The organism is Uliginosibacterium silvisoli (assembly GCF_036017035.1).
In the GTDB taxonomy this organism is placed as follows: domain Bacteria; phylum Pseudomonadota; class Gammaproteobacteria; order Burkholderiales; family Rhodocyclaceae; genus Viridibacterium; species Viridibacterium silvisoli.
Genome location: NZ_JAYXHS010000001.1, coordinates 194,278 through 220,413 on the forward strand (window position 1 = coordinate 194,278; position 26,136 = coordinate 220,413).

General features: G+C 62.1%; 17 protein-coding genes. 9 read left to right on the top strand and 8 right to left on the bottom strand.

All coding sequences use genetic code 11. The features are described 5' to 3' along the window. Positions 1–125 precede the first annotated feature (125 nt). The 8 genes from VVD49_RS00940 to hemF all read left to right on the top strand — a co-directional run bounded on the left by VVD49_RS00940 (position 126) and on the right by hemF (position 15,102). Positions 126–2,339: a methyl-accepting chemotaxis protein gene (locus tag VVD49_RS00940; RefSeq protein ID WP_327597243.1), complete on the top strand. Its 2,214-nt coding sequence runs from the start codon at positions 126–128 to the stop codon at positions 2,337–2,339. A gap of 100 nt (positions 2,340–2,439) precedes the next feature. Further along, entirely contained in the window at positions 2,440–8,811 is a 6,372-nt protein-coding gene (locus VVD49_RS00945; RefSeq protein WP_327597244.1) for a hybrid sensor histidine kinase/response regulator, read from the top strand. Positions 8,812–9,058: 247 nt separating this feature from the next. Further along, positions 9,059–10,084 carry a tRNA dihydrouridine synthase DusB gene (gene dusB, locus VVD49_RS00950; protein WP_327597245.1) on the top strand — a complete coding sequence of 342 codons (1,026 nt, stop codon included), beginning with the start codon at positions 9,059–9,061 and terminating at the stop codon, positions 10,082–10,084. Then, positions 10,081–10,341 carry a helix-turn-helix domain-containing protein gene (locus VVD49_RS00955; RefSeq protein WP_327597246.1) on the top strand — a complete coding sequence of 87 codons (261 nt, stop codon included), beginning with the start codon at positions 10,081–10,083 and terminating at the stop codon, positions 10,339–10,341. Before dusB ends, VVD49_RS00955 begins: the two co-directional genes overlap by 4 nt. A gap of 92 nt (positions 10,342–10,433) precedes the next feature. Then, positions 10,434–12,029: a bifunctional phosphoribosylaminoimidazolecarboxamide formyltransferase/IMP cyclohydrolase gene (gene purH / locus VVD49_RS00960; protein WP_327597247.1), complete on the top strand. Its 1,596-nt coding sequence runs from the start codon at positions 10,434–10,436 to the stop codon at positions 12,027–12,029. Positions 12,030–12,079: 50 nt separating this feature from the next. Continuing rightward, positions 12,080–12,661 (top strand): hypothetical protein, encoded by a 582-nt coding sequence (locus VVD49_RS00965; RefSeq protein ID WP_327597248.1) that lies wholly within the window; start codon positions 12,080–12,082, stop codon positions 12,659–12,661. A 15-nt stretch (positions 12,662–12,676) separates the two neighbouring features. Further along, positions 12,677–13,957, top strand: a complete 1,281-nt coding sequence (gene purD / locus VVD49_RS00970) for a phosphoribosylamine--glycine ligase (protein ID WP_327597249.1) — start codon at positions 12,677–12,679, stop codon at positions 13,955–13,957. A gap of 131 nt (positions 13,958–14,088) precedes the next feature. After that, complete coding sequence (hemF, locus tag VVD49_RS00975) at positions 14,089–15,102, top strand: oxygen-dependent coproporphyrinogen oxidase (RefSeq protein ID WP_327597250.1); 1,014 nt, start codon at positions 14,089–14,091, stop codon at positions 15,100–15,102. A gap of 26 nt (positions 15,103–15,128) precedes the next feature. On the opposite strand, the gene VVD49_RS00980 is transcribed toward hemF, so the two are convergent. The 8 genes from VVD49_RS00980 to hemC all read right to left on the bottom strand — a co-directional run bounded on the left by VVD49_RS00980 (position 15,129) and on the right by hemC (position 22,945). Further along, positions 15,129–16,166 (bottom strand): M48 family metallopeptidase, encoded by a 1,038-nt coding sequence (locus VVD49_RS00980; RefSeq protein ID WP_327597251.1) that lies wholly within the window; start codon positions 16,164–16,166, stop codon positions 15,129–15,131. Further along, positions 16,156–17,241 (bottom strand): YjgN family protein, encoded by a 1,086-nt coding sequence (locus VVD49_RS00985; protein ID WP_327597252.1) that lies wholly within the window; start codon positions 17,239–17,241, stop codon positions 16,156–16,158. Before VVD49_RS00985 ends, VVD49_RS00980 begins: the two co-directional genes overlap by 11 nt. A gap of 116 nt (positions 17,242–17,357) precedes the next feature. Next, positions 17,358–18,044: a S1C family serine protease gene (locus tag VVD49_RS00990; protein ID WP_327597253.1), complete on the bottom strand. Its 687-nt coding sequence runs from the start codon at positions 18,042–18,044 to the stop codon at positions 17,358–17,360. Beyond that, positions 18,041–18,652, bottom strand: a complete 612-nt coding sequence (locus tag VVD49_RS00995) for a hypothetical protein (RefSeq protein ID WP_327597254.1) — start codon at positions 18,650–18,652, stop codon at positions 18,041–18,043. Before VVD49_RS00995 ends, VVD49_RS00990 begins: the two co-directional genes overlap by 4 nt. Before the next feature lie 130 nt (positions 18,653–18,782). Then, a complete protein-coding gene (locus VVD49_RS01000; RefSeq protein WP_327597255.1) occupies positions 18,783–19,958 on the bottom strand; it encodes a heme biosynthesis HemY N-terminal domain-containing protein in 1,176 nt (391 codons plus the stop codon). A gap of 8 nt (positions 19,959–19,966) precedes the next feature. Continuing rightward, positions 19,967–21,121, bottom strand: coding sequence for a uroporphyrinogen-III C-methyltransferase (locus tag VVD49_RS01005; protein WP_327597256.1), 1,155 nt, complete (start codon positions 21,119–21,121; stop codon positions 19,967–19,969). Between the two features lie 86 nt (positions 21,122–21,207). Beyond that, positions 21,208–22,014 (bottom strand): uroporphyrinogen-III synthase, encoded by an 807-nt coding sequence (locus VVD49_RS01010; RefSeq protein WP_327597257.1) that lies wholly within the window; start codon positions 22,012–22,014, stop codon positions 21,208–21,210. Beyond that, positions 22,007–22,945 (bottom strand): hydroxymethylbilane synthase, encoded by a 939-nt coding sequence (gene hemC, locus VVD49_RS01015; protein ID WP_327597258.1) that lies wholly within the window; start codon positions 22,943–22,945, stop codon positions 22,007–22,009. The genes VVD49_RS01010 and hemC overlap by 8 nt, the downstream gene beginning before the upstream one ends. A gap of 355 nt (positions 22,946–23,300) precedes the next feature. Between hemC and ppc the strand changes: the two genes are divergently transcribed. After that, a complete protein-coding gene (gene ppc / locus VVD49_RS01020; protein ID WP_327597259.1) occupies positions 23,301–26,087 on the top strand; it encodes a phosphoenolpyruvate carboxylase in 2,787 nt (928 codons plus the stop codon). The last annotated feature ends 49 nt before the right edge of the window (positions 26,088–26,136 follow it).

Below are 26,136 nucleotides of genomic sequence, written 5' to 3' on the forward strand. Positions count from 1 at the left end.
GAGGCGCGACGATACAAAGCGTTTCAAGCATCAAGTAGCCGCTTAAAGGTAGCCGCCTCTGGCCATAGCGCCAGAAAGCCAAGCTGACAACAATTCAGATCAGACTGCACCACCGGAGCATACGCATGGCACTCAAATTTCTTGATCGTTTCAAGCCCAAGCCCCGCGCGAAGTCCAGTACCGAGATCGCTGAGGGCGCGGACAGCACGGTCATGGACAACGCTGCGCAACTGGATGGCGCGCCAGCGCCAGCACCACTGCTCGCCGGTCTGAAAGGCAAATTGCCGAAATTCCTTGGTGGCCGGGCGGTGGGTGACCAGCTGCGGGGTCTCGGTATCGTGTTCGGGGTGCTGGCCGCCACCGCCGTTATCCTGACGATCTTCCAGATTCGCGCCGGCTCGCAAGGCACCGCGTTCGTGTCCGCGGCCACCCAGATGGGTACGCAGTCACAGGTTATCGCGAAGGCCGCACAGATCACCGTGACGGGCGGCGCACGTGAGGGCCGCTCCAACCAGTCCGGCCTGAGCCGCGGCGGCGCAGGTTTTACGGAATTGAAGGAATCGCGCGAACGCATGGCCGAGCTGCTGAAAGCGGTCACGGAAGGCGGCGAGATCGACGGCGTGAAGATTCCGGCGAGCCCGAACTCGGTCAGCAAGCAACTGGAAGATCTCACGACGCTTTGGGAGCGGATGAGTAAGAACGCTGAACAGCTCACGGGTCAGCAACTCAACATCACGCGTCTGGGTACTGCGGTCGATTCGATCAACGTGAATAACGCGGAGTTGCTCGACTACGCACAGCAAGTGGCTGCACTCAAGCTGCAACTCAACGCCCCCTCTGCTGAAATCGCAACATCGAACCAGGTCGTGATGCTGACGCAGCGCATGGCAAAGAATGCCAATGCGCTGCTCGCCTCCGAATCGGTCGATCCGGAAATCGTGTTCCTGCTGGGCAAGGACTCGAATACGCTGAGCCAGTTGCTCGACGATCTGGGTGGCATGAGTGCCAACGCCGAAATGCAGGAAAAGCTGGCTGGCCTGCGCAAGTTCGCAACGCGTCACCTGCTGGCCGTCGGCGGTATCCTGGCCAACGTGCAACCGCTGGTGCAAGCCAAGCGCGCCGGTCTGCAGATTTTCAAGGACTCCATCCCGCTGCTGGAAAGCACGAACACCCTGGCTGAAGGCTATCGCAATGCCTACACAGGCTGGAACGTACTGACCATCCTCATCATCTTGTTCGCCGTACTGGCTGTGCTGGTTCTGGCCTACATGGTCTTCGTGTATGGCGATGACATCTCGACACGTCGGGATGAAGCTGAAGCGCTGCGGGCTGCTGCTGAAGGCGACCGGAACAATACGCAGCAGGCCATCTTGCGCCTGATGAATGAAATGGGCGACCTCGCTGACGGTGACTTGACGATCCGCGCGACGGTGACGGAAGACGTGACGGGCGCCATTGCCGACTCGGTTAACTACACGATTGAAGAACTCTCGGTTCTGGTCCGACGCATCAATGACGCGGCGAATCGCGTGACGCAAGCAACGGAGTCTGCGCAGCGCATGTCGGGCGAACTGCTCGACGCTTCCGAGCGCCAGTCGCGCAACATCCAGCAAGCCGGCTCGCAGATTCAGGACATGGCGCGTCAGATCTCCGCGGTATCGAGCAGCGCGCTGCAGACCGCACAGGTTGCACGTCGCTCACTGGAAGCTGCACGCAAGGGTACGACGGCCGTGCAGGATTCGATCTCCGGCATGAATGAAATTCGCGAGCAGATCCAGGAAACCTCGAAACGTATCAAGCGCCTCGGCGAAAGCTCGCAGGAAATCGGTGAAATCGTGGAACTGATTTCTGACATTACCGAGCAGACGAACGTGCTGGCACTGAACGCCGCCATTCAGGCGGCGACCGCAGGTGAAGCAGGCCGCGGCTTTACGGTGGTTGCGGAAGAAGTTCAGCGACTCGCTGAACGCTCCGCCGAAGCTACGAAGCAGATCGCCGCGATTGTGAAGACGATTCAGACCGACACGCAAGACGCCGTGGCCGCTATGGAAAACTCGACGCGGGGTGTGGTTGAAGGGGCGAAACTCTCCGACGCTGCAGGTCAGGCGCTGAACGAAATCGGCGACGTGTCGGTGGAAATGGCGACGCTGGTTGAACGCATTTCGTCCGACACGCAGAAACAGGCTTCGGTCGCTACGGACGTGTCCGAGTCCATGCGCGAAATTCTCGCCATTACCGAACAGACCACCCGTGGCACGCAACAGTCCGCGTTGTCGATTGGTCAGCTTGCCGACCTTGCCGTGGAACTCAAGGGTTCCGTTTCCGGCTTCAAGGTCTGATCTGCTGAACCAGCGAACACCCGAGCCAAAGAATAACGAGAAGCCGCAGACAGTTTGCACCAGCGGCTTCCTGCATGACTGGATCGCCCGAGAGGATTAGATGAGTCAAGTGACTGATTTCGACATTGGCCCCCTGACCTGGGTGAAGGCGGAGATAGACGCCGCCCTCGCCAAGGCCAGCGACAGTCTCGGTGAGGCGCAAGCCAATCCCGAGCAGCGCGAGCCCCTGCGTTTCGCGCAGAGCCACGTCCACCAGGCCAGCGGCGCTTTGTCCGTCGTCGGTCTGGATGGTGTCTCACAGTTCTCCGAAGCAATCGACAAACTGCTGTCATCGCTGGCCGGCGCAGAAGACACGCCTTCCGGCGAAGCGCTGGCACTGGCGCGTCGCAGTCTTGCCGTGCTCGCCAATTATCTGAGCGAGTTGCTGGCCGGCGCTGCGCACAAGCCCTTGCGCCTCTACCCTGCCTATCGCGAACTGGTGGCTGCGCGTGGTGAAGAGCCGCCACCCGCATCGGAGTTGTTTTTCCCTGATCTGCGCGCGCGCCCCTCGCTGCCACAAGGCGAACAACTCGACCCACAGGCCGCTGCGCTGGAATTGCGTTTGCTGCGTGGCCGCTTCGAGAAGGGCCTGCTGCTGTGGATCCGCCAACCACAAAGCCCGTCGGGCGCACAGGAGATGCTGCGCGCGGTACAGCGCATCGAGCAGATCCAGGCTCAGCCCTCAACACGCGCCTTCTGGTGGGCGGCAATCGCCTTCTTTGAAGGTCTGGCCCAACAGGTCATTCCTGTCGAGCGCGCGACACAGCGCCTGTGCCGACGCATCGACACGCAGATGCGCCGTCTCATCGAGGGCTCGCAGGTTGTCGCCGACCGCCTCGTGCGCGATGTGTTGTATTACGTCGCAACCGCGAATGTCGCTACACCGCATGCGCAGTCCGTGCGTTCGGTGTATCGCCTCGAAGCTGCACTGCCCGCGCCGGATCAGGAGCTGTCAGACACCTTGCGTCAGCCACTCGTCCTGAAAGTGCGCGAGTCGCTGGAAAATACCAAGGACGCATGGAACCGTTTCTGCGCAGGTGCTGCAGTGGCACTGCCGCTGTTCCAGGACCACCTTGCTGAACTGGTGCAACGCGTCGCGCCGATGCGCGTGCCACAACTGGACGCGCTGCTCAGCGGCATGACCAAGGTGACGGAATGGCTGCGTGCCGATCCGCTGCGTCAGAGCGACGCCTTGTCGATGGAGCTGGCCACCGGCCTGCTGGTCATCGAACAGGCAGCCGAGTCGCCTGCCTACGATCAACAACTGTTGCGTCGTCAGGTCGAGCTGCTCAACACGATTTTCGAAGTACGCAGCAAAGGCGGAAACCCGCCTGAAATGGATGATGCGCTCTTCGGTGAAGCCTCGCAGCGCGCCCAGGAGAAGCTGCTGTTCAATCAGCTGGCACGCGAGATCCTCACCAACCTTGGCCAGATCGAACAGACTCTCGACACGTTCTTCCGCAATCCGGAACAACGCGAGCCGCTCGCTGCGCTGACCAGCCCGCTCAAGCAGATCGAGGGCGCATTCTCGATGCTGGGCGAAATGTCGGCCGCGGCGCTGGTGCGTGAGAGTGCCGGCCAGGTCGCTGCACTCGCCGAGAGCGCGGACGCACCAAGCCAGGAGGCCTGCGACGACGTCGCCCACAAGCTGTCCGCACTGGGCTTCTACGTCGAAGCCATCAAGACTGCGCCGGCCAAACTGGAGCACTTCCTCAATCCGGAAAGTGCTTTCGCACCGGAAGAGGAGCAAGTAGCTGTCAGCGAGACGGTCGAAGCCCAACTTCTGCGCGAATCGCGTGAGACGCGCAACCTCGCCGATGCCCTGCAAGAGTCGCCACAGGACAGCGGTCTGCGCGATCAATTGGTGCACAGCCTGGAAGCCATCCGCGAAGATGCCCAGCTGGTTGCCGACAGCGCGCTCGAAAAGCAGACCAAGGACGTCATTGCCAGCCTCAAGGCCGGCGAAGACGTATCGAGCGAACAGATCCAGGAAGCCCTGTCGAACGTCGCCCCGGCTGCCGCACCACAACCTTCCGAGGAAGCTGCTCGCCTGATGCAGGCCAGCAGCGAAGAGGTGGACGCGGAACTGCTGGAGATCTTCCTTGAAGAGGCTCACGAAGTACTGGGTACGCTGCGCGAGCATCGCGAAATTGCTGCACGCGAGCCCCACAACCAGGATGCATTGACGACGCTCCGTCGCGCCTTCCACACGCTCAAAGGTTCGAGTCGCATGGTGGGCCTGATCGATTTCTCGGATGCCGCCAAGTACATCGAAGCCACGATGAATCGCTGGCTGCAACTTGAGAAAGATGCGAATGCCGAACTGATCAGCCTCATCGACAACGCAACCAATCTGTTCTCGGCCTGGGTCGAACAGCTCCAGTCCGGAGGCGGATTGTGGCGCGATGCGGCAGCGCTGACACAGCAGGCGCAAAGCATTCTGGCCTCACTGGATGCAAGCCCTGAAGATCTGGCCGCAGGTGGCCTCAGTCTGGTTCCAGCAGAGCCGAGACCGCCGATCTCTGAGGAGGCGGTGGCAGAAGACCCGGCCACCGCGTCAGAGGGCATTGATCTGGATCTGAACTTCGACGATCTGGATCCCGAACCCGCCCTGGAACCCATCGCGGAGCAACCCAACACGTCGGCTGCTAACGCGCAGGGCCCAGGTACGCCTATCGATCTCACGCTGGACGATCAGGATCTTGCGGAGCTCGATCTCCCTACGTCGACAGGCACACATCAATACGAGACCTCGCTCGAAGAGACGCGCATGGATATGCCCATGCTCGGCTCGCTCGGTGTCGACGAAATATTGCTGCCCGATCTCGATACGCCGGACGACGCCACGCAAACGTCGCTGGGCGACGAGCCATTGGCAGAACTCGACCTTGCCAGCACCTTGATGGAAGGTGACCTGGAGCGCTTCTCCAGCGGCGAGACCGAGCTTTCCGAACTCGACCTGACCGCGACCCTCATTGAAGGCCTCTCCCCCAGCGACGGCGAAGCGCTACTCGACCGCAACTTTACCGACCTGACCAGCACCGATCTGGATCTCAATCTCGGTGAACACCCGGAAGCAGAGTTTGATCTGGTTGCCACGGCGCTCGGCACCGACTTCTCCGAACCGTTCATAACGGGCGACCTGCAAGCTGCGCCTCAGCCTGAAGTTGCAGTCGACATGCTCGAGCCTGAGGAGGTCTTCGGCGAAAGTGCATTGGCTGTGCCGCAGGACGAGCCCGTCATACCGACCGCAGCAGAAGAGGTAGAGGAAGTGCCAGCGATAGCTGAGCCCGCCCCACTCCCCTCGCCGGTCAACAACGAGCACCTTGTCGAAGTCGCCATCGAGGACGACGAAGGTGACATCGACCTGCCTGTCATTAATCTCGCAGCCTTGTCGTCCAGCGAGCCGGCCCCCGGCGATATGGCGCCACGTGTAGCTGCGTTGCTGGGCAGCGAACATGCGTCGATCGCGGAACCACAGTACGAAGAAACAGCGGCCGAACTCGCCGACGGCAATCCGCTGCTCGACGCTGAAGCCGCGCCCGGCAGTACGCCAGACAGCGAGATCACGGTCGGCAACAACGTGTTGTCACACGGCCTGTACTACCTGTATCTCGGTGAATCCGCGCAACATCTGGCAACCCTGCGTGGTGATCAGCATCTGATCGACAGCAACCCGCTGCATGTGCCGAGCATGGAAGCTGTGCGTGCCGCGCACACTCTGGCAGGCATTTCAGGCACGGCACGTTTCGAATCGGTTCACAGCCTCGCCAAAGCGCTGGAGCACGCACAGAATCGTCTGCGTGAATCGCAGATTCCGCCTGACCCCGCTCAAGCCGCGTTGTTCGACGCAACCCTGAATCGCCTCGAAGCCATGCAGACGGAAATCGTCCGTCAGCAGATGCCGTTGCCGTCGCCCGAGCTCAGCGAACAACTCAACAATCTGCGCCCCCTGCTACCTTCTACACCGGCTGAGGAGCCCGAGCCTGTCGAAGAAATCGCACCGGTCCTTGTGGAAGAGAGCTTCGCGCCACCACCCGCCGCGCAACATGACGAGTTGGACCTGAGCGGCATCCACGACGAACTGGATGAGCAGCTACTTCCGATCTTCTTCGAAGAAGCAGATGAGCTGATGGCAGAGATTGGCAGCACCGTGCGCCAGATGCGCAGCGAGCCGGAGAGCCCGGAGCCACGCAATGCCCTGGCTCGCCTGATGCACACGCTCAAGGGCAGCGCACGCATGGCGGGAGCCATGCGTGTCGGTCAGTATGTGCACGTCCTGGAAGGCCGTCTCGAGGAGACTGGCAATCAAGGGCCTTCGCCAGCCTTCGTGGATGAGCTGGAAAACGGTTTCGACCAGGTGGGCAATCTGCTGGAGGCGTTGCGCAATCCTGCGCCGGTCGTCGTACCCACGCCTGCGGAAGATGACGATTACGCGGCACAGGAAACGGCACAAGATTCTTACGTAGCGCCCGTGGCCCAGCAGTCAGCCCAGACTCTCGACGATGCGGCGCCAGTTTCACGTTTCAGCGCGCCGGCCGATAGCCCATTGATCCCGGCCGTCTTGCGCCAGACAGCCGTTACGGAGGAGCCTGAAGCGGCGCAAAGCGCCCGCGCCCTGGTGCGTGTGCGTGCCGACATGGTCGACCGCTTCGTCAATGAAGCGGGCGAAATCAGTATTGCGCGTACGCGTGTGGAAGGCGAAATGCGTACCGTGCGCCGCTCCCTGCTGGACCTCACTGAAAACGTGATCCGTTTGCGCAACCAGTTGCGCGAAGTGGAAATCCAGGCTGAGTCGCAGATGCAGTCGCGTATCGCGGCAGCAGAATCGCAGCACGACAATTTTGATCCGCTCGAATTCGACCGCTTCACGCGCCTGCAGGAGCTGACGCGGATGATGGCCGAGTCCGTCGGTGACGTGACCACGGTCCAGCAGAATCTGTTGCGCAACCTCGACGGTGCCGATGCTGCCTTGCACGCTCAGGGCCGCCTCTCGCGCGACCTGCAGCAAGCCCTGATGGGCGTGCGCATGGTGCCATTCAACGAGGTCTCCGACCGTCTCTATCGCGTCGTACGCCAGACTGCGAAAGAGCTTGGCAAGCGCGCCAACCTCGACATCCAGGGTGGCGCCATCGAAATCGATCGCGGTGTGCTGGACAAGATGATTGCGCCGCTCGAGCATCTGCTGCGTAACGCCATCGCGCACGGCATCGAGATGCCGGATGAGCGTGCGGCTGCCGGCAAGCCCGAAATCGGCCAGATCCTGTTGCGCCTGAATCAACACTCCAACGAAATCGCGCTGGAGATGACTGACGACGGCAAGGGCCTCAACTACGAGCGCATCGCTGCGCGTGGCCGCAAGGTCGGGCTGATCGGCGAGCACGAAGAGGTCTCCGAAGTCCGTCTGACGCAACTGATTTTCGAACCCGGCTTTTCGACGGCTGAAACCGTGTCCGGCATCGCAGGCCGCGGCGTCGGCATGGACGTGGTGAAGAACGAAGCCATGGCGGTCGGCGGCCGCATTGACGTGTCGTCCACGCCAGGTCAGGGTGCGCGCTTCCTGATCCACCTGCCACTGACATTGGCCGTGACTCAGGCGCTGCTAGTGCGCGCTGGCACACGCACCTACGCGATTCCTTCGAACATGGTCGAACAGGCCATCGAAGTCAAGGAAGGCCAGCTCGAAGAAATCCGCGCGCGTGGTTACGCAGAATGGAAGGATCAGCAATACCCGCTGCGCTATTTGCCTCGTCTGCTCGGCGATAACGAAACACAGCCGATCCAGCAGCGCTTCCACTGGATCTTGCTGCTGCGCGCAGGCAATGCATCGGTCGGCCTTTACATCGACGCGTTGCGTGGCAATCAGGAAATTATCGTCAAGAATGCGGGCCCGCAATTCGTGCGTCTGCAAGGTTATTCCGGCGCTACGGTCCTGCCGGACGGTGAAGTCTCGCTGATCCTCAACCCGGTCGTGATGGCAGGTCGCCAGGCGACGGTGGTGGACGATCTGGCGCCGACCGAACTGGTCGACACCAGCATTGCAGCGGACTATGTGCCGACCGTCATGGTGGTGGACGACTCGCTCACGGTGCGCAAGATCACGACGCGACTACTGGAGCGCGAAGGCTACAAGGCCGTGACTGCCAAGGACGGCGTCGATGCGCTGGAGCAGCTCACCGAGCTGATTCCGGATGTAATGCTGCTCGACATCGAAATGCCACGCATGGACGGCTTCGATCTGGCACGCAATATCCGTGGCGACGCACGCCTGCGCGACATCCCGATCATCATGATCACCTCGCGCATGGCCGACAAACACCGCAACTACGCGGCGGAAATCGGCGTCAATCACTACCTTGGCAAGCCTTACCAGGAAGACCAGTTGCTGGAACTGATCTCCGCGTTCGTGTTTGCCCAGCGCAACAAGGCCTAGCCGGGACAATCAGTTTTGGCCCGAGGGCCGCACGGAGAATCTGACGATTTTCCCTGCGGCCCTTGTGCTTCCTGACTCCCGCATCGATCACCACCTGCGGTCGCATCGCCCCCTCCCCTAACTTCCGGGCAGATTTCCCTCAGCGCCTCTCGGCGAGGTAGAATTGCGCCCTTTCCCCATTCACGAATTGCGCACCGTGCGCCCTCCCGCAGCCATTGCGTGACGCGCTCGCTGACACTCATTGCCCATGGAATTCGCAGGCATCCGTCTGAAAAACACGCTCTTTGTTGCGCCCATGGCAGGCGTAACGGATCGTCCTTTCCGACAGCTTTGCAAGAAGATGGGCGCGGGTCTGGCAGTCTCTGAAATGGTGACCTCCAACGCCCAGCTCTATGGCAGCACCAAGACGCAGCGGCGCGCTAATCACAAGGGCGAAGTCGATCCGATCAGCGTGCAGATCGCGGGGGCCGATCCGCAGATGATGGCCAGCGCGGCGCGCTTCAACGTCGACAATGGCGCACAGATCATCGACATCAACATGGGCTGCCCGGCGAAGAAGGTCTGCAACGTGGCGGCGGGCTCGGCGCTGATGCGCGATGAGCCTCTCGTCGCACGAATTCTCGAAGCGGTCGTCGCAGCCGTACCGGACGTGCCGGTCACGCTCAAGTTCCGCACTGGCTGGGATCGCAACTCGCGCAATGCCCCGAGCATCGCGCACATCGCAGAAAACTCCGGCATCCAGCTCATTGCCATCCACGGCCGCACACGTTGCGATCAGTACATGGGTGAAGCCGAATACGACACGATTGCCGATGTAAAAAGTCGTGTCCGTATTCCGGTCATTGCAAACGGAGATATAGACTCGCCGCAGAAGGCCAAGGCCGTGCTGCAATACACGGGGGCGGACGGCGTCATGATCGGCCGCGCAGCACAAGGCAGGCCGTGGATTTTCCGCGAGATCGAACACTTCCTGCTGACGGGCGAAGAACTGCCGCCACCAGAAGTCAGCGAGATCCACCGCGTATGCCGCGAGCATCTGGCCGATCTCTACGAATTCTATGGCGAGGCGTCCGGGGTGGGCGTCGCACGCAAGCACATTGCCTGGTACACCAAAGGCCTGGTCGGCTCGGCCGCCTTCCGCAGCAGCATGTATCTGCTACCCACGGTTGCGGAGCAATGTGACGCTGTGGACCGCTTCTTTGGTGAATTGGCCGCACACGGCAGTCGCCTGCAATACCAGCAATCAGACGAACAGGAAGCGCTCGCGGCATGAGTCACAATAACGACAAGAACAACGGCAGCCACAACGAGATCTCGCTCTGCGTCACGCAAGCGCTTGACCGCTATTTTTCCGACCTGGATGGCGAGAAACCCGTCGGAATCTATGACATGGTTATTCGTGAGGTGGAAAAGCCGATGCTGCAATCGGTCTTGCGCCAGACCCGTGGCAATCAGACCCAGGCCGCCGAGATTCTCGGCATGACGCGCAACACCTTGCGCCGCAAACTCACCGAGCACGGATTGCTGTGATCAGGCCAGGGCGGAAGTAGCCGCCTGCGCATGACACGCCCATCCCCGCCCAACAGAACTCCCCGAATACCCCCTTTCGATCAGGACTCATCATGAAAGTCACCCAGGCCCTTCTCAGCGTTTCCGACAAACAAGGCGTCGTCGACTTCGGCCGCGAGCTGGCTGCGCTTGGCGTCAAACTGCTGTCCACGGGCGGCACCGCGCAGGCACTGCGCGACGCGGGCCTCTCCGTGACTGACGTGGGCGACTACACCGGCTTCCCCGAAATGCTGGATGGCCGCGTGAAGACCCTGCACCCCAAGGTTCATGGAGGCATCCTCGCGCGCCGTGATCTGGCAGAGCATCTTGCGACCATCGACCAGCACCAGATCCCGCGCATCGACCTGGTCGTCGTCAATCTCTACCCGTTCGAAGCAACCGTCGCCAAGCCCGGCTGCACGCTGCAGGACGCCATCGAGAACATCGACATCGGCGGCCCCGCGATGGTCCGTTCAGCGGCCAAGAATCATGGTTCCGAAGCGGGTGGCGTCGGCATTGTTACCGACCCGACCGACTACGCCGCCATCGTCACCGAACTCAAGTCCAACGACGGCGCACTGTCCTACAAGACGCGCTTCGAACTGGCCCGCAAGGCTTACACCCACACAGCACGTTACGACTCTGCCATCGCCAACTGGCTCACCGCAGTCGATGCCGACAAGCTGGAACCCACCGCGGCGCCCGAGCGCGCGGCTTACCCGGGCAAGCTGCAACTGGCTTTCGACAAGGTGCAGGACCTGCGCTACGGCGAGAACCCGCATCAGACGGCCGCCTTCTACCGTGACCTCAGCGCGCCCGCAGGCGGCATCGCCGGCTACACGCAATTGCAGGGCAAGGAGTTGTCATACAACAACATCGCCGACTCGGACGCGGCCTGGGAATGCGTCAAGGCCTTCGATGCAGCCACGCCAGCCTGCGTCATCGTCAAGCACGCCAACCCTTGCGGCGTGGCCCTCGGCGCAGATGCGCAGGATGCCTACCGCAAAGCCTTCTCGACCGATCCGACCTCGGCTTTCGGCGGCATCATCGCCTTCAACACCATTGTCGATGCAGTCGTGGCTGAAGCCGTCTCCGCCCAGTTCATGGAGGTGCTGATTGCACCTACCTACACACCGGAAGCGCTGGCCCTGCTCGCCGCGAAGAAGAACGTGCGCGTACTCACCTGCGCGCTCGGCAAGATCTCGCAGACTGACTACAAGCGCGTTGCGGGCGGCCTGCTGGTGCAGACCTACGACGACGCCGTGCTGACCCCGGCCGATCTGAAGGTCGTCACCAAGCGTGCGCCGTCCGACAAGGAACTCGCCGATCTGCTGTTCGCCTGGCGTGTTGCCAAATACGTCAAGTCCAACGCCATCGTCTACTGCAAGGACGGCACAACTGTCGGCGTCGGCGCAGGTCAGATGAGCCGTGTCGACTCTGCACGAATTGCAAAGATCAAGGCCGAGAATGCGGGTCTGTCCATTCCCGGTTGCGTGGTCGCTTCGGACGCCTTCTTCCCGTTCCGTGATGGCCTGGACGTACTCGCCCAGGCAGGCGCAACGGCCGTGATCCAGCCCGGCGGCTCGATGCGCGATGCTGAAGTGATCGCCGCGGCGGATGAACAGAACGTCGCAATGGTATTCACGGGCTATCGCCACTTCCGCCACTGAGCGTGAATCCGGCGCGCCACTAGAACGACAAACAAAAAATCAGGGGTTCCATGTCTTACCGATCATTGCGCCACTGGCTGGCGCTCCTGCTGCTGGCGTGTCCGTTGTGGGCCGCTGCCCAGTCCACCAGCGCAACACAGGGCAAGTCGTTCTATCGCGAAGCCTGGGACGAAACCGTGGGCTCGACCTCCGAGACTTTGCGCAATGGCGACTGGACCTTTTTCATTCCGCTCCAGACCTATCACATGCCATTCGCCTACACCAAGGAGCAGCGTGACGAGCAGAACAACAATCCCATGCCTGGCTTCGGCATCGGACGTACCCGCGCCCTGGAAAACGGCAACAGCAGTGCCATCTATGCCCTTGAGTTTCATGACTCCTACGACAAGCCGGAATGGCATCTGGGCTATAACTACAACTGGCTGTGGCGGACAGAAAATGGCATCCGCTACGGAGTGGGCGCAACCTTCGGCCTGATGATGCGCGCTGACTACGCGAATTACGCGCCGCTGCCATTCATCCTGCCGGTGTTTCACGTCGGCATGGGGCGCGTCTCGCTGGAGGCCTCATACGTTCCCGGCATCAAAAAGGGAACCGCCAATGTCGCGTTCTTCTGGCTGAGAATTCAGTAAAGGCACACTCGTAAAATGAAAATCCTCGTCATCGGCTCCGGTGGTCGCGAACACGCTCTGGCGTGGAAGCTGGCGCAATCCCCACGCATCCAGAAAGTCTTCGTCGCGCCCGGCAATGCGGGCACCGCACGCGAGCCCGATCTGGAGAACGTAAGCATTACCGCAATCCCCGAGCTGATCGACTATGTCCGTCGCGAGCAGATCGGCCTGACCGTGGTAGGGCCGGAAGCCCCACTCGCCGCTGGCGTCGTTGATGCCTTCCGCGCCGCGGGCCTGCCCATTTTCGGGCCCACCCGCGAAGCCGCGCAACTCGAGTCGTCCAAGGATTTCGCCAAGCGCTTCCTGATTCGCCACGGTATTCCTACGGCGAAATACCAGACCTTTTCCGATGCAGCAAAGGCGCATGCCTATGTCGATCAGGAAGGTGCGCCCATCGTCATCAAGGCCGACGGTCTGGCTGCGGGCAAGGGCGTGGTCGTCGCCATGTCGCTGGACGAAGCCCACGCCGCCATCGACATGATGCTGCTCGATAACAAGCTCGGCGTGAGCTACGGTGATGCCGGCGCGCGCGTCGTCATTGAAGAATTCATGCAGGGCGAAGAAGCCAGCTTCATCGTCATGGCTGACGGCAAGCACGCCTTGGCGATGGCCACCAGCCAGGACCACAAGCGCCTGCTCGACGATGATCGCGGCCCCAACACTGGCGGCATGGGCGCGTACTCACCCGCGCCGGTCGTGACGCCGCAGATCCATGCGCGCGTCATGCGCGAGATCATCCACCCGACGCTGGCCGCGATGGCTGCCGAAGGCCTGCCCTACACCGGCTTCCTGTATGCCGGCCTGATGATCGACGAAAGCGGTGCCCCACGTGTAGTGGAATTCAACTGCCGCATGGGCGACCCCGAGACGCAACCCATCATGATGCGTCTCAAGACCGACCTGGTGGATCTCATCGAAGCTGCCGTGGCAGGCAAGCTCGATACGGCAGAGGCCGACTGGGATCGCCGTGTCGCACTGGGTGTCGTGCTCGCAGCTGCGGGCTATCCGGAAAGCCCGCGCAAGGGTGACGCCATTACGGGTCTCGACGTGAAGCTCGAAGATGCGCACGTCTTCCATGCCGGCACGGCCAACCAGGGCGGGCAGACCGTCTGCACGGGCGGCCGCGTGCTGTGTGTGACCGCACTGGGCGACTCGGTGAAGGAAGCGCAAATGCGCGCCTACGAAGCAGTCGGCCATATCCACTTCGACGGCATGCAGTACCGCACGGACATCGGCCACCGCGCCGTCAAACGCTGAGTAGTCTGACGCCGATGGATGCCCCAATGGGCGCGTGCTCAATAGGGCATACGTCACGGCGGAATTCGAAAACAATCGTCACACTGCACGCACCTGCCCGTGCCTGCACGGCTGTCTGACTAGACTGGATCATGCCCGCAAACGTTGTTCGTTCTTATCTGCTCGACCTGCAACGCCGTATCGTCGCTTCGCTCGAAGCCTTCGACGGCAAATCCTTCCAGACAGACAGCTGGGAGCGCCCGGGCGGTGGTGGCGGCATCACGCGAGTGATCGAAGACGGCAATTTTTTTGAGCGTGGTGGCGTCAATTTTTCGCACGTCATCGGTGACCGGCTGCCGCCTTCGGCCAGTGCCAATCGGCCAGAGCTGGAAGGTGCCGCCTTCGAAGCCATGGGCGTATCGCTGGTGCTGCACCCACGCAATCCGCATTGCCCGACCGTGCACATGAACGTGCGCTTTTTCTCCGCACGCGGTGAGAGCTTCACTGAAGCCGAGCCGGACGACGCCTCGCCCCCGCGCTTCGCTGCTTCACCCTTGCGTCGCAAAACCGAAAACGGCGACGCGCAGGCGCGTCATGCCACGCCCAAGGCGGTACCGGTCAAACCCACGTGGTGGTTTGGTGGCGGCATGGATCTGACGCCGTACTACCCCACCGAAAAAGATGTACGCCACTTCCACCAGACCTGCCGCATGGCCGTCAGTCCATTTGGCAGCGAACTGCACCCGCGCTTCAAGGAGTGGTGCGACCGTTACTTCTTCCTCAAACACCGCAACGAAGCGCGCGGCGTTGGCGGTCTGTTCTTCGACGATTTCAACGAGCTCGGCTTCGATCAGTGCTTCAGCCTGACCGCGAGTGTTGGCGATGCTTTCCTCGACGCCTACCTGCCCATCATCGAACGCCATCGTGACCAACCCTACGGCCAGCGCGAGCGTGACTTCCAGGCCTATCGTCGCGGCCGCTATGTGGAGTTCAACCTCGTCTACGACCGCGGCACGCTGTTCGGTCTGCAATCCGGTGGGCGCACCGAATCCATCCTCATGTCACTGCCGCCTGTAGTCAATTGGCGCTACGACTGGCAGCCTGAACCAGACAGCCCTGAGGCCCGCCTCTACAGCGAGTTCCTCACACCGCGCGACTGGGCGTAACCAGAACGGCAGTCGGGCGCAGACGCTCAGTCCAGCCCACCCTCACCCAAGGCCCGCTCCTGCAAGCGCTTGATACGCTCCGCAGTGATGGGGTGCGTCGCAAAGTAGCTGCTTTCATCCGCCCCGGCTTTTGCGCCTTCGGGATCGAGGCGCTCCAGCATTGCCGCAAGGCGATTCGGATCGGTGTGATTGAGACGCATCATGCGGATCGCATAGTCATCCGCCTCGCGCTCGAAGTCGCGCGAGTAACGCAGATTCATCAATGCAGCCGCCGAGCCCGTCACATCCCCCATGTCGCCAAGGAAGACGTTGGCGGCGACAGCCAGCATCGCGCTCTGCATCAGCTGCCTTATCGCATGGCGCTTCTGCAGGTGCCCCAACTCATGTGCCAGCACACCCAAAATCTCCTTGTCGTCCTTGGCCAGCGCGACGAGCTGATCGGTGATGACAATATCTCCCGACGGCATGGCAAAGGCATTCGGCCCGATACCCACGCCATTCCTGAAGTGCAGGCGATAAGGCAGCGCAGCGGCATCTGGCGGAGCCCATTGCGCGAATGCTTCGGCAAGCTGTTTCTGGCGCGCCGCGGGCAGCTTGCTCGGCGCAACATACAGGCGGTCCAGCAGATCCAGCGTGCCTTGTGACAGCTGGCTCACCCAGGCCACCGGGATCTGTTCCGCTACACGGGTGGCCACCCATGGCAAGGCATAGACGTAGAACACGGCGCAGGCCACGACGATACCGACCAGGCAAGTCAGCACGTGCCGCCAGTGAGCCTCCAGCCAGGCCAGATGCAGGCCGGAGCGCCCCCACTGCTGCGGCAACGCATCCCACAGCGGCGAGTCGGGAACCTCGATGAAGCCTGCGTCGGGCAGCAGGATCTTGCGCTGGGTGCGTCCCAGGCGTTCGCTTATCGATACGCTATCCGATGTCCAACGGGCATCGCATTCACCCGAGATGAGCAGGCTGGCTGCGTCGAGTGAGACGATGACATTCAAAGGGCGCGTGCTGCGCCCATCGAAATAGCGTCCGCGAATCCCCTCGGTGACGGGCTCAGAAACCAAGGTCTACGTCCAGCAGCTCGGCAGCCTGGTCGCCGATGGCACGCGTGTATTCCTCCTGATGCGCAACGAACTCATCCAGCGAGGCCGTGCTTTCAAGCGCCAGTGTCTCGGCTCGGTAGGCGGCCATGCGCACCTTGGCAAAAGGTGCGAACAGACCCAGCGTGCACACGATCGCCAAGGTGTTGGTAAGCATCAGCCAGAACAAGCGACGGGCGCGATAGCTGCTCTCGAACTGATGCGGGCCCGCATGCGTGTGATTCCACAAAGTGTTCGACAAGCGCGCGCGCACATAGCTGCCACCGATGAAATACAAACCGGCATAGAAGATGAACGTGCCGAACATGAGGGATGACAACACCGCCGCATGCGGCGCAGAAGCGCCTCGCATATAGATCGTCGACGCGAAGAGTGCGACAAGGACAGAAACCCCAGCCAGGAAGAATGCGAACAGCACAAGCAACGGCTTGTAGTAGTCCCAGGTCGGCGCGTCAGAATCGAACTGCTCACCGCCGAAGCGCAGATGCGTGACCAGGTAACGCTGGAAACGATTGAGCCACCAGGGCGCGGCCAGGCCGAGCGTCACCAGCACCAGCAGGCCGTTGAGGAAATACACCTTGGCAACACCCGCGTAAGTCCCCGTGAAGCCGAGACGCACGCCACGCCAGCTCGTGTTCCAGGCGCGGAAGCGCACGGCCTGACAGATGATCCACGGGGTGACGATCAGGAACACGACACCCATGGCCAGGGCGAGCTTCGGGTTGAGGCCGCCGAGAATATTGTTGGCAAACAACAGACCGACCACCAGCAAGCGCCCCTTGAGGATGGACAGGGGCTTGCCGTGGTATTCGAAAGCCGAATCGGCGAGCAGGGTGTTGCGGTGAAAGTACTGCTCGCGCCGCACCTTCGCCCAGGCCGAGTAGATTCCCAGCGTGATGATGGACAGGAGGAGATTGACGATCCAGATGCGGAAGTACTCACTGCCGCGACCGGTGAATACAAACACATTGCGCACACTGTGCGCTTGCTGCCCGCTCTCCTGACCGCCGTCCTGGCCGCCCTCCATAGTGCTATCCATAGCGTCCCCGTATATGTTGTGGGTGGTTTCCACCGCTCCGGCATTATGCACGTGTCACGCCAGCGGCTGGCAACACCCCAGGCAAATACGCACCTCAACAGGAATGCATCGGGCGACTACTTGCCGGTGGCGCTCTTCGACGCTGCACGGTATTCGTCGAGCTGTGCTTTGCTACGCGCCGGCAGATCACGCAGCCAGTTGATCGGCAGGGCAAAGTTCAAGTTCTGCGAACCGGTCGATACATTGATGCGTTGCGTGATGCCAATCAAGCGCCCATCCATGTCGAACAAGCCTCCGCCACTGGAGCCGGGGGAAAACGGCGCCGAAGTCTGAATAGCTTCGAGCTGACCATCGTCATCCCTCTGCAACCGGGAAATCAGACCATCCGACAGTGTCATCTCCAGCGCACGCGGATTGCCGAGCGTCACCACGCGCTGCCCGACGACCAGCTGATCGCTATCGGCCAGCTTTACGAGCGGCGCATCAAAGCGCTCATCGGCTACAGACACCAGACAGAAGTCGCGCTCGAGATCGACCTCCTCAAGCTTGCCCTTGTAGCTGACCCTCTCCTTGATCAAGGAAAATGCGCTGGCCTTGCCCAGCACATGGCAGTTGGTTATGAGCTTGCCCGGGCGAATGACGACGGCCGAGCCCGCGCCTCGTGGCAAGCCGTCAGCATCGAAGGTGCGCACCAGCCAGACACTGGGCGAAATGAGCTTGAACAATTGATCCGGCTCGAGCGCCGCGGCTTCGCCGCAGCACGCCAGCAGGCACAGAAGCGCCACGAGTTTGCGCATCCTCATTTGGCGGCCTCTGCAGGCGGCGCCGCCGGCAACAGCGCCTTGAGATCATCCATCCTGAGGCCACTCAGATTGGGTCTGCGCACTTTGGTGAGCTCCGCATCCACATCGACAGCCGCGCAATGCGCGCTCTCCCGACCCGTCAATACGACGGTACGCGCAAAACGTGTTGGTTCCTGCTTCGGATTCGAAGGATCAGAAATATCCTGCAACGCGATGGCGCAAGCGACATCGGTCGCATTGGCGAGCGCCAGATAGTTCCGGCCCTTGACCGGTTTGAAGGTCATCGCCACATTGCACAGGCGATTGCCAGGCCCGACGTAGGCAAACCACAGCGACGCCGGTTCGTCTGCACGCAGCGTCGTACTGGCCTTGAGCTGGTTCTGCGTCGTCTTGGTGTTGGCGATCATGCGTATGCCCTTGCAGGCACGCTGGTCTTCGAAGGACGAGAACACGCCGACGCCAGCAACCTGGTTGGAGCGGATCTGCAAGCTCGCCACAGCTCCTTCAGTCGGTGCAATGTAATTCGGCAGCGTCGCAGGTACGGTCACCGACGGTCGCGCGGCACAACCGGCCAACACCCCCAAACACAGCAAGACCAGGTATTTCATGGCGAGATCAGATTCCTGACGAGGTCATGCCCGGAGGGCCCATCGATACGACGCTCACAAACACGTCCCAGCGAATGCTTGTCGGTCGCGCCGCCAGGACATCAACCCCCGGTCCGCGCATCACTCGGCTTCAAGCCCCCTGTTCCGCCGCAGCACGGTAGTGACGCTGCGCCTCTTCCGGACGCCCTAGCGAATCCGCAAGTTTCGCCAGCTCCAGATGTGCAATGCGCGACGGCGCCAGCGACAGGGATGCTTCCAGATAGCTCTGCGCCTTGCCCCAAAGCTGCGCTCGCAGACACAGGCGTGCCAAGGTGAGCAGCAAGCCGGAATCTTCCGGATGCTGACGCAGCCAGCCTTCAGCGGTCACCAGCTGGCGATGCAGATTGAGGGTGTGGCAGCGTCCGTACAGAATGGCCAGCTCGGGCTCCCAGTCTCGCTCCAGCGCTTCTTCGATGGCCGTTACGCCCAGCACCAGATCACCGGACGCCACGAGGTATGGCACAGCACGCAGCAGCAAGCCGACATCGCGACGCTCTTCAGTAGTAATGCCATTCCACACGCGTTGCAGCGGCTCGAGTTCGCCCTCTGCTTCGCGCATCTGCTCGATCAGGGCGCGTCGCACCAGGGGCGCGGCCTGCTCGGCCGACAGCGCACGCACCTTGCGCAACTGTCTCGCGATTCGCGCGACCTCATCCCAGCGGCCACGTGCCTGCTCGGTTTGCAATGCCAGCCGCTGCACCGCGATATGCCGGTGCCCCGCCAGACGCAATTCGTCGAGACGATTTGCCGCATCATCAAAACGGCGATCCGCAACGGCGAACTCGGCCTCGAGCACGAGGCGCGCCATGCGGATGTCTTTATCATGCGAGCGCGCCACCTCCAGCCAGTGGTCACGCCTGTCGTGCTCACGCATTGCGTGAGCAGAGCGTGCCGCCAACAAGGCGCCCAGCCCCTGGGGGGCGCCCACTTCAACGGCCATCTCCGCATGCCGCAAGGCCTGACCTACACGCCCCTCCATGAAGAAGCGCTCGGCGTCATTGAGCAGACGCGTGGCGTTGTCACGCTTGCGCTGCGCACGCCAGGCCTTCACTTCGATCGGCAGGCGCATCGTCTGGGAGACAAAGCGCGATAGCGAATACAGGAGGAAGAAGCTGGCCAGCAGGAGCAGCACCAGCAGCTCCATCGAGATCTGCACGCGCCAGGGCGGGAAGACCAGCAGCGCATAGGCCTGGTTGTAATGCCAGGCGAGGACCAGACCCACGGCAGCGGCAAAGAGGGCGATCAGCCAGATAAGGGCACGCAGCATCGTGGCTCCTAACGGCTGAGCCGCAGACGGCGCAGGGCGGCCTCGGTCTCGGTCAATTGCGGTAGCTCGACCACGAGGCGGGCCGACTCCATCTGCCGCAACTCTTCGGTCAGGCTCGCGACGCTACGATCTCTCATGTCGAAGTAACGCTCGATCCACAAGCGAGCCTGTTGCGTGTCCTCGGCGAAAATGCGTCCGTCACGCTGCAACAAGGCCAGCCGTGCCGACAGCAGGCGCATGCGGATGTTCTCGCGCAGATAGGCCGCCTGCTCCGGCGCCAGCAAAGCTCCATCCGGCGCGTCCACGCGCTCGATGCGCACCAGCGCGCGGAATCCATTCATGAAATCACTCACGACGGCACCCAGCGTATCGGTCCAGCCAGGTTCGTCCGCAACAGGTGCCGCAGCGGGCGCGGACGTAGTCGATGGCGTCGCGCCTTTGCGCTGACCTGTGGTCCTGGTAGCAGATTTCGCGGCGGCCGGCTTGTTGGCCACAGGTGCCGATGCACTCGCGACCGGCGCAGACTCGGCAGCTGCGGGACTACGCGCAAAAGCCAAGGGCAGGCTGTCGACGCGCCCCAGCACCGTCTCCAGCTGCAAGGCCATGCCGCTGACATCCGCGAGAGGCAAGGCCTTCAGTCGATCGATGTCGCGCGTCACCAGGCGCCGCAGTGGCAACAGGCGCGCCTGATCCATGCTTGCCAGTCGGGCATCGGCTGCCTGCAAGGCGGTGAGCGCGGCCGGCACATTGCCTGCCAGTTGCAACTGCTGGCTGGCAATGGAGATAGCCTGCTCGGCCTCCTGCAAGCCGCGTTCGTCGCGCGTACGGGAGAGCTCCTGGTAGAGCTTCTCAAGCGATGACTGCTGGCTCTCGGCGTCGACGATGCGAGACTCCAGCGAGGCCACGCGCCCCTGCAGGGACTGCGCAGTGTCTTGCGCGCCTCGAGCGACCGCTCGCGTTTCATTGCTGATCGCCGAACCTTCGCCCAGGCGCCGCGCGGCATCGGTCTGCAGCGCGCGTAATTCATTGCGCGTATCGAGCAACTGCCACCCCAGAAAGGCTACGGCAATCACTCCCGCGATGGCCAACGGGCCACGCCAGCGTGGCGCACGCCGCTCGGCCACGTGCGCATCAGGTACCAATACTTGTGCAGGTTCTGTCATGGATGGATTTTACTCAAAGCCAGCTTGGTATTCCTTGAAGATTCAAAATGACGGATTTCCACGCCGATCGCAAGACGAGAAAACGATCAGGCGCAATGTTCTTGCCCGAAGTATTTTTCCAGCGCCTCGATCAAGGCAGCGTCGCCCGCGCCAGTCAGGACAATGTTCTGCACGCCCAGCGCACGCAACACTTCGGCGATGCGCGGATGCGGGACGAAACACGGTAGCGTGCGGAACAGCTCCCCGACCAAAACATCTCCGCCTTCGGCGCCACGCAGGTGCTCGACAAAATTATGCGCGCCTTCGCTGCTGGTGAAACTGATCGCAGCCAACCCATCCGCCGCGAAGCATGTCAGCAGCTCGGCCGGAGCGGTTGCGGCACGACGACGCTCGTAAGTGCTGACCACGTCCACCTGCGCGCCGCGCTCAACCAGGGTTTGCGCCAGCAGCTCACGGCCACCATTGCCGCGCAACACCAGCACGCGCTTGCCAGCAATCGCCGTCGCCTGCATACCGGGCAAGTCGAGCACGCCTTCGCTGTCGAAACGTGATGCCGGCAGCATGATCTCGCCAAAGCCCTGCGCTTGCAATGCACGTGCGCTGCCGGGCCCCACCGTCGCGATACGCACGGAAGCCGGCCATGCGGCACGCGGAATCACGGCAAGCGTCTGCTCGACAGCATTGGCACTGACGAAGAAAGCAATGTCGTAGTGATCAAGGCGATTTGCCAGCGCCTGCAGCTCTGAGAGATCGGCCAATGGCACGATATCGATGACCGGAAAGAACAAGGGCGCCGCCCCTGCCGCGCGCAACGCCTCCAGCAGCGGCTCCGCCTGTTGTGCCGGTCGTGTCACGACCACGCAACGACCCGCGAGCGCGCGCGACTCAGCCATGCGACAGACTTGCGAGAATTTGATCGGCGCCGTCCGCCAGCAAGGCATCGGCCAGACGTTCGCCAAGCGACTGCGCCTCGTCCGGCGCAGCACGTCCTTCGCTCCGGACGATCTGCTGACCGTCAGGCGACGCCACCATGGCGCGCAACCACAACTTGCCGTCAACGAGTTCGCAATAGGCACCCACCGGCACTTCGCAACTGCCTCCCAGGCGGCGCGTCAATGCACGCTCGGCGCGCACACAGGCGGCAGTGTCCGCATCCACCAGCGGCGCCAACCAGGCTGCCACATCATGCCGATCAGCACGCGCCTCGATGCCCAGTGCGCCCTGCCCTGCTGCCGGCAGGCAGACCTCCGCGGGCAGTACGGCGCGGATGCGATCGCCGAGGCCCAGGCGCTGCAGGCCGGCTGCCGCCAGAATGATTGCGTCATACTTGCCTTCATCCAGCTTGCGCAAGCGCGTGTCGAGGTTACCGCGCAGGGGCTCAACGCCGAGATAGGGGTGAGCCGCGTGCAGCTGTGACTCACGGCGCAGGCTCGAAGTCCCCACCACGGTCCCCGGGGGCATGTCATCGAGGCTTGCGTAGCGATTCGACACGAAGGCATCGAGCGGACGCTCGCGCGCCAGCGTGGCAATGAGTGCGAAACCCTCGGGCATTTCGGCCGGCACGTCTTTCATCGAATGCACGGCAAGGTCCGCACGGCCATCCGCCAGCGCCTCTTCCAGCTCCTTCACGAACAAGCCCTTGCCCCCCACCTTGGACAGCGTGCGATCAAGGATCTGGTCGCCGCGCGTGGTCATGCCCAGGAGGGACACCTCGCAGCCCGGCCAGGCCGCTTCGAGACGCGCCTTGACGTGCTCGGCCTGCCACAGGGCAAGACGACTTTCACGGGTGGCAATGACGAGACGTTTTGGAGGGGAGACTGACATGACACTCACTCTTGCGGCAGATGACACTGATCGGGGCGTAACGCGGAAGGAAGAACGCGCGAGACGAAACTGGGCGAAAGCAGCAGGAAAAATGGTCGGGAATCGGCGATATCGACACGCTCCGACGGCCCGACGCCTTGCAGATGAAACGGCACAGTTGTTGCGTTCGTTGAGCTTCGAATCTTATCACGCAGCGCCGGTGCAACTTTTTGGTGCCGCCTGCGCATTCCGCAGTTCGGGATGCCTGCAGATCACGCACCAGAAGCGGGCGCCCGGCTGGTAAACTCAAGGTTTTCCCCTACACACGGTCGGCTGACTGGTGTGGCTTTCGCAAAACGGACAGGCAAAGCGGAACATGAACACTCTGAACGAGCAAGACAAAGACTCTCCACTGCGTGAAGACACGCGCCTGCTGGGCCGCGTCCTCGGCGACACCGTGCGCTCACAGGAAGGCGATGCCGTGTTCGCCCTGATCGAGAAGATCCGCCAGACCTCGATCCGGTTCCATCGCGACGAAGATTTTGCAGCGCGCAATGAGCTCGAAGCCCTGCTCGACGGCTTGTCGCGTGAAGACACCATCCATGTGGTGCGTGCGTTCAGCTATTTCTCGCACCTGTCCAATATCGCTGAAGACCAGCATCACATCCGCCGTTCGCGCCTGCACCTGCGCGCCGGCTCGGCGCCGCGCGAAGGCAGCGTGGCGCATGCACTGGAGCTTGCCGACGAGAACCAGGTGCCGCGCGCCAAGGTGCGCGATTTCTTCGAAAACGCGCTGATCAGCCCGGTGCTCACTGCACACCCGACCGAAGTGCAGCGCAAGAGCATCCTGACCTGCCAGTTGCGCATTGCCGAACTGCTCGACAATCGCGACCGCATCCAGATGACGCCCGATGAGCTCGCCGAGAGCGAGGAGCAGATCCGCCGCGCCGTGCTGGTGCTGTGGGAAACGCGCATGCTGCGCCCGAGCAAGCTGTCCGTCACGGATGAAGTCGCCAACGGCCTGTCCTTCTACGATTACACCTTCCTGCGCGAAGTGCCGCGCCTGTATTCGCGCCTCGAAGACATTCTTGCGCGTCACGACGACAGCTGGAAAGACACCGAGCTGCCCGAGATCCTGCGCATGGGCAGCTGGATCGGCGGCGACCGCGATGGCAATCCGTTCGTGACGGCCGACGTGCTGCGCAAGACACAGCGCATGCAATCGCAGGTGGTTTTCGGTTTCTACCTTGACGAGCTGTATGCCCTGTCCGCATCGATGTCGCTGTCGTCCGCGCTGGTGAACATGTCGGACGAGCTCAAGGCACTCGGCGAGGCTTATCCCGCACGCAGCAAGCACGGCGACGACGAGCTGTATCGTCGCGCCCTGCGTGGCGTCTATGCGCGCGTGCATGCCACCGCAACGCGCCTGCTCGGCACGCCAATGGGTCGCCCGCCGGAATTTGCCGCTGCTCCGTACGACAGCGCCGACGAGTTGCTGGCCGATCTGGACATCACCCGCCGCTCGCTGATCGAGAACGGTACCGCCAACCTCGCACATGGCCGCCTGCGTCTGCTGCGCCGCGCCGTGCGCGTATTCGGCTTCTATCTTGCAGCGATGGATGTGCGCCAGAACTCCGACGTGCATGAGCGCACCGTTGCCGAGCTGCTGTCTGTCGCCCGCCCCGGCACCGACTACCTCGCCCTCGACGAAGAAGGCCGCATTGCAATCCTGCTCGAAGAGCTGGCCACGCCGCGCGTCCTCAGCTCACCCGCACTCACTTACTCGGAAGAAACCGAAGGCGAAATGGCGATCTTCCGCGCCGTCGCCGATGGCCACAAGCAGCTCGGCACGGCCAGCATTCCGCAAGCCATCATCTCCAAGACCGATGGCGTCTCCGACATGCTGGAACTGGCCGTGCTGCTGAAAGAAGTCGGCCTGCTGAGCCCGCACGAGAAGTCGCTGGCCATCAATATCGTGCCGTTGTTCGAGACCATCGAAGACCTGCAGAATGCCGCCGGCATCATGGATCGCCTGATGTCGATCCCGATGTACAAGGAGCTGCTCGTATCGCGCAAGCTTACGCAGGAGTGCATGCTCGGCTACTCCGACAGCAACAAGGACGGCGGTTTCCTCACCTCCGGCTGGGAGCTGTACAAGGCAGAGATCGAACTGGTGAAGGTCTTCAAGAAGCATGGCATCCGCATGCGCCTGTTCCATGGTCGCGGCGGCTCCGTCGGTCGCGGCGGCGGCCCGAGCTACCAGGCCATCCTGGCGCAGCCAGGTGGTGCCGTGCAGGCGCAGATCCGCCTGACCGAACAAGGCGAAGTGATCGCTTCCAAGTACTCGAATCCGGAAGTCGGTCGCCGCAATCTCGAAGTGCTGGTGGCGGCGACGATGGAAGCGACCCTGCTCGCACATCCTGAAGCCGCACCGCGCCCCGAGTACCTGCAGGCCATGGACGAGCTGTCGGATCACGCCTTCAAGGCCTTCCGCAATCTCGTCTATGAGACAGATGGCTTCGAGCAATACTTCTGGGAGTCGACCGTGATCTCGGAAATCGCCAACCTCAACATCGGTTCGCGTCCAGCCTCGCGCAAGAAGAGCACCGCCATCGAAGACCTGCGCGCCATTCCGTGGGTGTTCTCGTGGGCCCAAAGCCGCGTCATGCTGCCGGGCTGGTACGGCTTCGGTTCCGCCGTTACCGCCTACATCGAGAAGCATGGCCAGCAAGGTCTCGAGTTGCTGCAGTCGATGCACAAGGAGTGGTCGTTCTTCGCCACCCAGCTGTCGAACATGGACATGGTGCTGGCCAAGAGCGATATGGCCATCGCGTCACGCTATGCGGCACTGGTGAAGGATGAAGCCCTGCGCAACAAGATCTTCCCGCGCATCAAGGGTGAATGGGAAAAGACGGTCCAGTCACTGCTGTCCATCACCGGCAATGCCGAGTTGCTCGACGGCAATCCGCTGCTCAAGCGCTCGATCAAGAACCGCTTCCCGTACCTCGATCCGCTCAACCACGTGCAGGTCGAACTGCTGCACCGCTTCCGCGAAGTCGGCGCCAATGCAACGCAGCCGTATTCGGCAGACGATGACCGCGTGCGTCGCGGTGTGCTGTTGTCGATCAATGGTATTGCGGGCGGTCTGCGCAACAGCGGCTGATCCAGCTCTCCGCATCAAGAAAAAGGCCCGTGGATTCACGGGCCTTTTT